Source organism: Moraxella caviae (genome assembly GCF_002014985.1).
GTDB classification, from domain to species: Bacteria; Pseudomonadota; Gammaproteobacteria; order Pseudomonadales; family Moraxellaceae; genus Moraxella; species Moraxella caviae.
The window spans coordinates 138,139-147,423 of the sequence record NZ_MUXU01000039.1 but is presented as its reverse complement, the minus strand read 5'-3'; the positions used below and the strand labels follow the sequence as shown (position 1 = coordinate 147,423).

At 47.9% G+C, this 9,285-nt stretch carries 4 protein-coding genes; 2 read left to right on the top strand and 2 right to left on the bottom strand.

The genetic code is table 11. The features are described 5' to 3' along the window. Both B0181_RS12100 and B0181_RS07260 read left to right on the top strand, forming a co-directional pair. The coding region (locus B0181_RS12100) for a hypothetical protein (protein ID WP_158078946.1) at positions 1 to 4,088 on the top strand (4,088 nt) is incomplete at its 5' end. Positions 4,089 to 4,305: 217 nt separating this feature from the next. Next, positions 4,306 to 7,176 carry a beta strand repeat-containing protein gene (locus B0181_RS07260; RefSeq protein WP_158078945.1) on the top strand — a complete coding sequence of 957 codons (2,871 nt, stop codon included), beginning with the start codon at positions 4,306 to 4,308 and terminating at the stop codon, positions 7,174 to 7,176. Between the two features lie 105 nt (positions 7,177 to 7,281). Here the strand turns inward: B0181_RS07260 and B0181_RS07255 are convergent, their stop codons facing one another. Both B0181_RS07255 and B0181_RS07250 read right to left on the bottom strand, forming a co-directional pair. Then, positions 7,282 to 7,920, bottom strand: a complete 639-nt coding sequence (locus tag B0181_RS07255; RefSeq protein ID WP_078276841.1) for an RloB family protein — start codon at positions 7,918 to 7,920, stop codon at positions 7,282 to 7,284. Positions 7,921 to 7,926: 6 nt separating this feature from the next. Further along, positions 7,927 to 9,243, bottom strand: coding sequence for an AAA family ATPase (locus tag B0181_RS07250; RefSeq protein ID WP_078276840.1), 1,317 nt, complete (start codon positions 9,241 to 9,243; stop codon positions 7,927 to 7,929). Positions 9,244 to 9,285 lie beyond the last annotated feature (42 nt).

The window sequence follows — 9,285 nt, the reverse complement described above, 5'->3', positions numbered from 1 at the left end:
AAGCCAACCAACCAACCGCTGAACTGACCAAAGTAGGCGAAAACCCAACAGGTGGCGTAAAAGTAACTCCAGGTGTTGACAATGACAAGACCGTAGTTGACTTCATCGATGAAAACGATCAACCACACATCATCACAGCCACCAAAAACCCAGAAACGGGCGAGTGGACTTTGGACAAAACTCCAGAGGGTGTGAGCATCGATCCAAAAACTGGCATTATCACCTTTACTCCAGATGCAGTACGAGATGACTCAGTAGTAAGTGTAACAGGTCAAGAAACTGGCAAAGAGCCATCAACACCAGTGGAAGTGAAAACGCCATTGTATGATGACTTTGACGGTGACGGCAAACCTGACAGCGACACCAAGGCGCCAGAAGAAGACAAAGACACTGACGATGACAACGATGGCGTAAACAACGAAGACGAAAAAGCCAACGGCACTGACCCGAAAAACACGGACAGTGACGGTGACGGCACGCCTGACGGTGACGAAGACTCAGACGGTGACGGCATTACTGATGGTGAAGAGTCTGATGAAAACAGCAACACCATCACTGACAAAGACGGTGACGGCATTGCAGATTTGATTGACCCAGCAACCATCACTGTTGACTTGGTAAACCAAATCGATAAGTCAAACATCACTAAAGCACCAATCTCAGGCACCAGCACTCAGCTGCCAGAAGGTACTGTAGTAACCCTAACTGTGACCGACAAAAACGGTAAGACAGTTGAGACTACTGCAACCATCGACAAAGACGGCAACTACTCAACCACTGTTGACCTAACAGGTCTAGCAGATGGCGTTGTTACAGCCAAAGCAAGTGCAAACGATGGTAAAGTAACAGCGACTGATGAAAGTCCGAATACGCTTGATGTGACACCACCATCAGCCCCAACCAAAGTTGAGATTGGCAATGGTGACGACTTCATCACGTCAGATGAAATTGATACAAACGGCAACGTACCTGTAAAAGTTGAGCTACCACAAGATGCGAAACCAGGCGACACCGTACAAATCAAAAACCCAGAAACTGGCGACGTACTTGGTGAAAAACCGTTGACTGAAGAAGACATCAAAGCTGGCACAGTGACTGTTGACGTACCTGCACCAAAAGAAGGTGAACCGCTGAAAGTAGAAGGCACCATCACAGACCCAGCAGGCAACGAATCAGCCCCAGTGTCTGATGAAGCGACACGTAAGGACAACACCCCAACCATCGACATCGACACCATCACTGGTGTGGCGGGCAATGAATTCTTCCAAAACGAAGAAGGTGCAAACGAAACGCCTTACGGTGCGATTGACGAGAGAGCAGCGAATACAAACGGCTGGAGCTTCTCAGGTACGACCACCAACGCAGCAGGTGCGACTGTAACCGCAGACGTACAAGATGCAAGCGGTGCAAGCGTGCTCAAAGCAGGCACAACGCTAACCGCAACTGTGGCGGACGATGGCACTTGGACGGTGGAAGTACCAGCAGGTGCGATTGAAAACTACGCCTCTGACGTGTTCTACCAAGTGAAAGCAGACGTAACCGTAGACGGCAAAACTGCCACCGACACCGACAAGCTGCATTCATACGATGCGTGGCTGGATATTTCCGCTGTGAAAGTTGATGTGAACAACATCGCAGGTCAAGAGCAAGGTGCGGACGATGCAGACGGCTATGCAACCATCACAGCTGAAAACATCGACAACGGCTTTGCAGTATCTGGCGATCTTGACGGTTCATTCACAATGTCACGCGTCGATGTTGAAGCGGAAATCGTGGACGAGCAAGGCAATGTGATAGCGACTAAGCCAGCGATCCTGACTTACTCAGATGTGGATACTACCGTAACTTGGACGGCAGATTTCGCAGCGACAGACGTAGCGAACCTAGACCCAGCGAAGGCTTACACTGTGCGTGCTACAGTAACCGACAGAAGCTTGACGAAGCCAAACGGTGAATTGTACACCAACACAGACGCAGATAAGACCAACGCAGGCGATCCACGTCCGCAAGTGGAAGCTGACAAGCCGACCATCACCCCAAGCCCAACTGACGGCTCAGTAACGGTGGCACCGGGTCTGGATAACACCACAGTGGAAATCGGCTACACCAATGAGGACGATCAGCCTAAGACCATCACCGTAACCAAAGGTGATAACGGCTGGACAGCGACCCAAGACGGCAACCCATTGCCAACCACGCCAACCACAGACGGCACAACGCCTTGGATTGACGCAGACGGCACGGTACATATTCCGCAAAACGGTGTGAAAGATGGCTCAGACGTAACCGCAACAGGTGATAACCCAGAGGACACCCCTGCAACCGCAGAACCGAAACCAGCTGGCACAGACACCAAAGCGGACGCACCGACCATCACCCCAAGCCCAACTGACGGCTCAGTAAGCATCGCACGAGGTGATGATAACACCAAGGTGGAAATCGGCTACACCAATGAGGACGACCAGCCTAAGACCATCACCGTAACCAAAGGTGATAACGGTTGGACAGCGACTCAAGACGGTAACCCATTGCCAAATGAGAAAACAGACGGCACAACGCCTTGGATTGACGCAGATGGCACGGTACACATTCCGCAAGACGGTGTGAAAGACGGCTCACCTGTAACCGCAACAGGCAGCCACCCACAAGAAGACCCAGCAGACGCGACACCAGCGAATGCAGGTAATGATGTGGTGGTGCCGCTAACACCGCCGACCATCGCTCTAGCAAGTGATACCGTAGGTGCAGGCACCAGAGGTACAACTACAGACGGCATTACCAATAATCCGACTGTAAACGTAACCAACCCAAGCGGTGCAGCGTGGGAATACACCACAGACGGTGGCGATACTTGGATTGCAGGTACTGGCACGAGCTTCACAATGCCACGCAATGGCGACATTGACGGTCAGGCAAACCGCTTGCAAGTACGCTTGAAAGACGATCCAAGCGTCGTGTCAAACGTGATCAATGCTGTGTACGACCACGTTACTACTGTGGGTAACATCACGCCAGAAGTGAGCGGCAGCAACTATACGCTAACAATCCGCAACCTAGAACCGGGTTCTTATGTAAGCGTATCAGGCTCAGCAAGTCGCCAAGGCGTGGCAGATGACAAAGGCAACTTTGTGGTACAAAGCCCGCTGAACTCTGGATTGTTCGGTCAGCAAGTTACTTACAACGTAAGCGTAACCGACAAGGCGGGCAACACCGCGACCAACGCAGGTGCAAGCACAATGACCTTGACGCGTATGCCAAACTTGTATCCGAACGAGCGTACGCCATTGCAACGTGATGACTCTGTGCAGGTGATTGACGATCTGAATAAGAACGTGAACAACCTAATCTTGGTGGGTGAAGTTGCCAACAACGCAACCACAGGTAACGTATCAACAGGTGTTGCTGTAAACCGTCCGTTGAACGTGGATACTGGTGCTGGCGATGACAGCTTGGTGGTGAATATGATCCAGCAAGTAGGCGGTAACGACACCAACATCAATATGGGTAACGGCAACGACTACCTGAAAGTGTTCAACTACGTTTACGCTCAATCTACCGGCTCAATCAACATCAATATGGGTGCAGGTAATGACATCGTAGACCTAGGCGAAGGTGCAGGTAACAGCTTGACTTCATTGGTAGGCGGTCGTGTAACCGTTGATTTGGGTACGGGCAATGACACCATCAAACTGGCTGGTAACGCGGTGAACCCGAACGTAACCGTAAACGGTGGCGACGGCTTTGACACTGTAGTGTTTGAAGGTGCTGGCTTCGGCGGTACTCAAAAACTGCTATTAGACCGCTTCCAAAACATCGAAGAAGTGGTATTGAACACCAGCAAAGAGCTTGATATTACCGCAGCAGCCGCAGGTAAGAACGGCTCGGGCAGCAAAGTGTTCAACGGTGTTACCTACCAAGGCTTGTTCATCAATACCGAAAGCTCACCGACCACGGTGGACTTGGGCGATGACGGTCATAACAGAACCACCGGCTTTACCCAAATCGCCGATGCACCGCTTGGCTACACTGGCTACCAAGCAAGCACAGGCGTGGTGGTGTATATCCAAGACGGTATTACAGTAATCTAATCCATTACTGATAATCCGCAACCTAAACGCTCTGCGAAAGGCAGGGCGTTTAGTCGCAAACCAAACAAGCGGTTAAAAATGCAAAGTTTTTTGCAAATTTGACCGCTTGTTTTGGGCTTTTTTACTTCCAAGTTCTTATGAGCTTGGGATTTTGTTTTACTTTTTATAGGAAAATGTCTTACAAATGACTCAACACCTTACTATTATTGTTGGACAATTGAAAAATATCCCAGCAGGCAATACTGTTAATGTAACTCTAACTGACCGCCTTGGTAATGCCGTTTCAGGCAAAACAGTGGCATTGGCAAATAATACTTACCGCATTGCATTAGATGCGAGCGGTTTGATTGACGGCAGAGGTGCCAAAGCTGTTGCAACAGCACTAGACCTATACGGCGTAACCAGAGAATACACAAGAAACATTGGACTGAATCTAATTGACGGTGAAGTAGACAGCGTACCGACTGTAGCAAATGCAGACGGCGTGGTACACATCACCGGCACCAGCCAAGACATCTATCAAGGCAGCGAAATCACCATCGTGATTACCGATAAAAACGGCAACAGCGTAACCGCCACCACCACCGCAAAAGCAGACGGCACTTATGATTTGACGGTGGACACTTCATCATTGGCAGACGGCGATGTAACCGTTACCACCACCTCTGTGGATAACAACGACTTTAGCGTAACCGACACTGACGTTATCACCCTAGACCACATCGCAGGCGGTTTAAGCACCGATGCCACCATCAATGCCAACGGCACCGCAGACATCTCAGGCACAAGCACGGACGTACCTGCTGGCAGCGTGGTAACCATCACCATCACAGATGCAAACGGCAACAGCCTAACCACCACCGCCACCGTCAATCCAGACGGCACTTATGCGGCAAATGGCGTGGACGTATCAGGCTTGGCAGACGGCACATTGACCATTACCGCCACCGCCACCGATAACAACGGCAACGCACTCACCGCCACCGACAGCGAAACCCTAGATTTGGGCATTGAAGCACAAATCACCCTAAATAACGTCACTGCGGATAACATCGTAAACGCCGCTGAAGCGAAGGGCAAAATCACCCTAAGCGGCAAGGTAACAGGCGATTTCACCGCAGGCGACAGCGTACGCATTTACCTAGACGATAACACCTATTTCACTCGTAAAGTAGACGCAAACGGTAACTTTAGCGTAGCAGGCGTACCAGCGTCATTATTGGTAAACGATGCCGATAAAACCATCAAAGCTGTGATTACCACTGCAGACGCCGCAGGCAACCGCACCACCGCAGAAGGCGTAAAAACCTACCAAGTGGCGACCAAAGCCCCAGAAGTGAGCGTAAGTGTAAACGACATCACCGCTGACAACATCATCAACGCCACCGAAGCAAGCGGCACCATCGCCCTGACTGGCACTGTGGCAGGCGAATTTAACGCAGGCGATGTGGTAAGCGTAAATGTAAACGGTAAAACTTACACCACCACCGTAAACGCAGACGGCAACTTCAGCGTAAACGTGGCAGGCAGTGATTTGGTGGCGGACAGCGATAACACCATCACTGCCACCATCAGCACCACAGACAGCTACGGCAACTCAGCAACCGTAAGCAGCGATAAAGCCTATGGCGTGGACATCATCGCTCCGCAAGCACAAATCGTACTGCACAACGTAACCGCTGATAACGTGCTGACTTCTCGTGAAGCCGCTGGCAACATCACCTTGACAGGCAGCGTAACAGGCGAATTTAACGCAGGCGACAGCGTACGCATTTACCTAGATAACGCCACTTACTACACCCGTAAAGTGGACGCAAACGGTAACTTTAGCCTAACCGTGGCAGGCTCGGCACTGATGAACGATGCAGATAAAACCATCAAAGCAGTACTTACCACCACAGACGCAGCAGGTAACACCGCCACCATCACCACCAGCAAAACCTATGCGGTAGAAGCCTATGGCGAAGCGACGCTAAACTTTATGACAAACTCTGTCATCAGCGACAGCCTAACCGCTACTTATGCCTCTTACCCAACGCACAGCACGGCACGCACCGTAACCCGTGATGGCAACCTAGGCTATCAAACAGGTGCGAAAAAAGACATCATCACCGTGAATAACTATGTAACAGGTAAATCTGTGATTAACACTTACGGCGGCGATGACATCGTGAAAGTCGGCACAAACATCGATTTTTCGCAAGTACACCTAGGCGAAGGGCATAACACCCTAATCGTGGGTGCGGCAAACCGTGTGGACGGCTACATCACCAACCGCAGTATCGTTACCGCAGGTGCTGGCGATGACTATGTGGCAGTACGCACCAACATCGACACCAGTAACATCAACCTAGGCAACGGTAACAACACCTTGGTAGTGGGTACAAATAACGTAGACGGCTACATCACAGGCTCAGCCACCCAAATCGTAATGGGCAGCGGCAACGACGTGCTAGACGTTCGTACCAACATTTCAGCCTCAACCATCAATCTGGGCAATGGCGATAACACCATCAACGTAGGCGGCTGGATTGTCGGCACAGCGGCAAACATCACCACAGGCAACGGCAACGACGTGATGAAAGTCGGCACCAACGTAGACGCAGCCACGATTAACCTAGGTGCAGGCAACGACAGCCTAACCATCGGCGGCTACATCGCAGGCACCGCGAAAATCAACCTAGGCTCAGGCGACGACACCGTGAGCGTAGGCGGCAACATCAGCCCAGCCGCTAAGCTGAACTTCGGCACAGGCGATGACACCTTGGTATTCACAGGTGCGAAACAAACCGCCAACCTAGGCAGCTTGACAGGCGTAGAAACCATTGACCTACACGGCAAAGGTGCAAACACCTTGACAGGCGTAACCCTGAAAAACGTGCTTGCCAACGGCTCAGAGCTGTTCATCAAAGGCGGCTATGACGACAAAGTAGACCTAGGCAACGTAGGCGTAAGCAAACGCGACGGCACAGGCAGCTGGCAAAAAGTGTCAGACGTAACCGTAGATGGCGTAAGCTACGACGGCTGGGCACACACCTCAAGCTACAATAACGTGGTGTATATCCAAGAAGGCGTACAGGTGTTGTAATTTTTTACGGCATTTGATGTGATGAGCACCCCACAGTGAAATGTGGGGTGTTTTTTTGTTGGTTGGGAAGTTGGGAAATGTCAATCAATTATTTTGCTAATCAATCTATCCTTTAATGTTGATTAAATTTTCTACCAAAAGATGAACTTCGGTGGAAGGGTTGTATTCATTATCCTTATTTGCTTCAACCAGTGATTTTTTAGCGTTGTTTATTGCTTGTTCGCGATAGCGGAGCAGAGAAAGGTATGTTTCTTTTTCTGCTTTGTTATGCTTTCTGTTAAATGCTTTTTGCCATTCTTGGTTCAGTGAATCTTCGCAAAGATCTCCAGCGCTTTTTCTTCCGCTTCTAGTAAACGGAGCGCGTGAATAAACAAAATGACATAGATACCAATACTCAAAGCAAGGGTAAGAAATAATTAGCTCAATGCCATTATCTTTTGCCAGCTTTTTGGCTTCTTTAAAGGTTGTATGCGTGTCTCTGTCGATGACACAAAAAACCTCATCAAAGTCTAAGTGTTGGCTTTGTTTTTCTTTTTCTTGGATTGCGGTTTCTACAACAGATTTTGGATCAGAACCTCTGCCTGAAAAAACTTGAACATTAACAGAAGATAGCTTTTCATAGTTAATAAGACCTTCAAAGTATGTTTTTTCTGTTTTTATGCCTTCGCAAACAATAAGAACGGTTTTGTAGGCTTCTCGTTTGGGTGTATTTCGAGCTAGGTTTCTTGATTTGCGTCTGGACATAGCAAGTTACTCCTCCCAAAAGAACTCAGGTGGAGTAAATTCTTGAATGATTGGTTTTGCCCCATATTTACCGTGTAAGTAATATTCTTCAATATCTTCACGGTTTTTATGCGGTCTAAAATCTGTCAAGGGATATAGATTTGTTGCCCTGTTGTTGTCTTTTTCACAAAACCAAACTTGATCTCTGCGTAATAAATTTTTTCTCAAAACAGATGTTTCGTGCGTTGTGAAAATCAGTTGGGCGTTGTTCTGATTAACAGGTGAATTGAACAACTTCACCAAAAAACGCACCAAATCAGGATGTAGGCTTTTATTAAGTTCATCAATGACTAATGTATCGCCATTTTTTAATACGACCAAGATTAAGCCAGCAAATTCAAATAATTTTTGTGTACCGTCAGATTCTTCACGCAAATTTATTTTTTGCTCATTTCCTTCGTTGTCATAATACACAAAAAAGGTTTCATATTGTGAAACAAAGTCTTTTTGAATGTCGTGCATTAGCTGATTTCTGATGACAGTAGGCAGGTTTTCAGGAATCCCTGCTAGGTTAAGTTTTGGTTTCTCAAAAACAATGTCATTCAATTCAATGCCTGCGGATCTTAGCAAAGCAATGATGATAGATTTATCTTTTTCAGACTTTTTGCAAAACTCTTTAGCCATTTTATCGCTGATTCGGTCTGTGCGAATAATGGGTATTCTCTCTGTTAAAGCACGATAAATAGGCTTGATTTGCTCACTATTTAGGTGTACTGCGGTAGATAAAAAGAGCTGGTCTGCTCGAGTTTGATTTCTCCAGCTCGATTTTTCGCCTTTGAAATAGTCAGACATTTTCCATTCATAATCGGATATTTCTTCGTTGTATTCACGAGAAAACCAGTTTTGCTCTCTGCCTTTTGGATAAACACTTAGCCATTCTTCGTACACTCTGTCCTGATCTACAACAAAACCATAATCAACACGCGTTTTTTGCAAATCGCCTTGTTCATTGACCAAATCAACAACTAAAGATATATCATAGATTGTTGGCTGTTTTTGGCTGTCCGAATCAAAAAGAAAAGGGGTTGTGCCAATAGAATAGTCGGGTTTTTTGTTGAATGAATCGGCAATAATGCTAATCATTGAATCTAATGCCTTGATAACATTTGACTTGCCTGAAGCATTTGCACCATAGATGACCGCTGATTTTAGAAGATCGGGCGTTGCAGGGGCGTTGGCAGCAAAATAGTTATCTGCCATTTCATCACTTGTACTACGCACCAAAGAGAGGGTTTGCTCTTTTTTTATTGAGCGGTAATTTTCGACAGAGAATTGAATTAGCATAATAAAACCGATTTAAGTGTTGATTTAGGTAATTTATACCTT

What these genes read in the sequence shown, in the direction of transcription:
- B0181_RS07255 (WP_078276841.1), bottom strand. Translation starts at nt 7,920, where the DNA reads ATGTCCAGACGCAAATCAAGAAACCTAGCTCGAAATACACCCAAACGA.
- B0181_RS07250 (WP_078276840.1), bottom strand. Translation starts at nt 9,243, where the DNA reads ATGCTAATTCAATTCTCTGTCGAAAATTACCGCTCAATAAAAAAAGAG.